Origin of the sequence: Lactiplantibacillus sp. 30.2.29 (genome assembly GCF_018991255.1) — a bacterium.
GTDB lineage: Bacteria > Bacillota > Bacilli > Lactobacillales > Lactobacillaceae > Lactiplantibacillus > Lactiplantibacillus pentosus.
Genome location: NZ_JAGYGU010000092.1, coordinates 1 through 1,283, shown reverse-complemented (window position 1 = coordinate 1,283; position 1,283 = coordinate 1). Strand labels below are relative to the sequence as shown.

1 protein-coding gene is annotated in these 1,283 nt (G+C 37.3%); it reads left to right on the top strand.

Annotated features, from left to right (window positions below; translation table 11 throughout):
• Positions 1-11 precede the first annotated feature (11 nt).
• Positions 12-1,283: KUP/HAK/KT family potassium transporter (locus KGF65_RS16645; protein WP_216748745.1), on the top strand; the 1,272-nt coding region annotated here is incomplete at its 3' end.

The window sequence follows — 1,283 nt, the reverse complement described above, 5'->3', positions numbered from 1 at the left end:
GGCAAGCAAATATGAATAAGCAACTAGAACGTGTTTCTTTTGCGGGGGCACTTGTTACTTTAGGAATTGTGTACGGTGATATTGGCACTTCACCATTGTATGTTATGAATGCATTGATTGGTGACGCCGGTAAAATGGGAAATATTTCTCCCAATTACGTGATTGGATCGATCTCGTTGATTTTTTGGACATTAATGATCATTACAACGTTGAAGTATGTTGTCATTGCAATGCAAGCCGATAATAAGCGTGAGGGCGGAATTTTTGCTTTATATGCATTGGTTCGAAAAAATTCAAAATGGTTAATTTGGCCAGCCTTGATTGGCGGGGCGGCCATTTTGGCCGATGGAACATTAACTCCTGCAGTAACTGTGACTTCAGCCATTGAGGGATTAAAAAAACAACACCTTGGCCCTGTGGTGTTTAGTAATTCTCAACATAACGTCTTGATTATCACAACAGTTGTTCTACTCGTATTATTTATGATTCAACATTTTGGAACAGGTATGATTGGGAAATCCTTTGGACCAGTGATGATTTTATGGTTTGGCTTTTTGGCTGTCTTTGGAATCGTTAATCTAATCAATTATCCAATGATATTGAAGGCTATTTCTCCTTATTATGCAATTAGGATACTATTCAGTCCAGTTAACAAAGTGGGAATCTTTATACTTGGAAGTATCTTTTTGGCAACCACAGGAGCAGAGGCTTTATATTCCGATATGGGTCACGTTGGCAAGCAGAATATTTATGTAACATGGCCACTAGTATATAGTACCCTATTTTTAAATTACTTAGGTCAAGGTGCTTGGATAATTAGACATGCAGGTGATACTGCTTACAGGAACTTATCGAACTTAAATCCTTTTTATGAAATGCTCCCCGGAACTTGGCGCCTAGTTGGCATTTTGCTAGCCACACTCGCTGCAATTATTGCCTCTCAAGCGTTGATTACGGGTTCTTACACTTTAGTCGATGAAGCAATTGGCTTAAAATTTTTACCTAGAATGGTTATTAGACATCCAAGTAATATAAAAAATCAAATTTATATTGCAACTGTTAACTGGATACTATGTATAATAACAATTAGTGTAGTCTGGTTCTTTGGTAGTTCACAAAAAATGGAGGCCGCGTATGGTTTAGCGATCACTATTACCATGCTTATGACTACTGTGCTTTTGCATGAATTCTTAAAGAAACACCTGGCTAAGGGAACAGCACTTATAATTGCCTTGTTTTTTGGTTTTATTGAGTTAATCTTTCTAATTTCAAGTTTGGTTAAG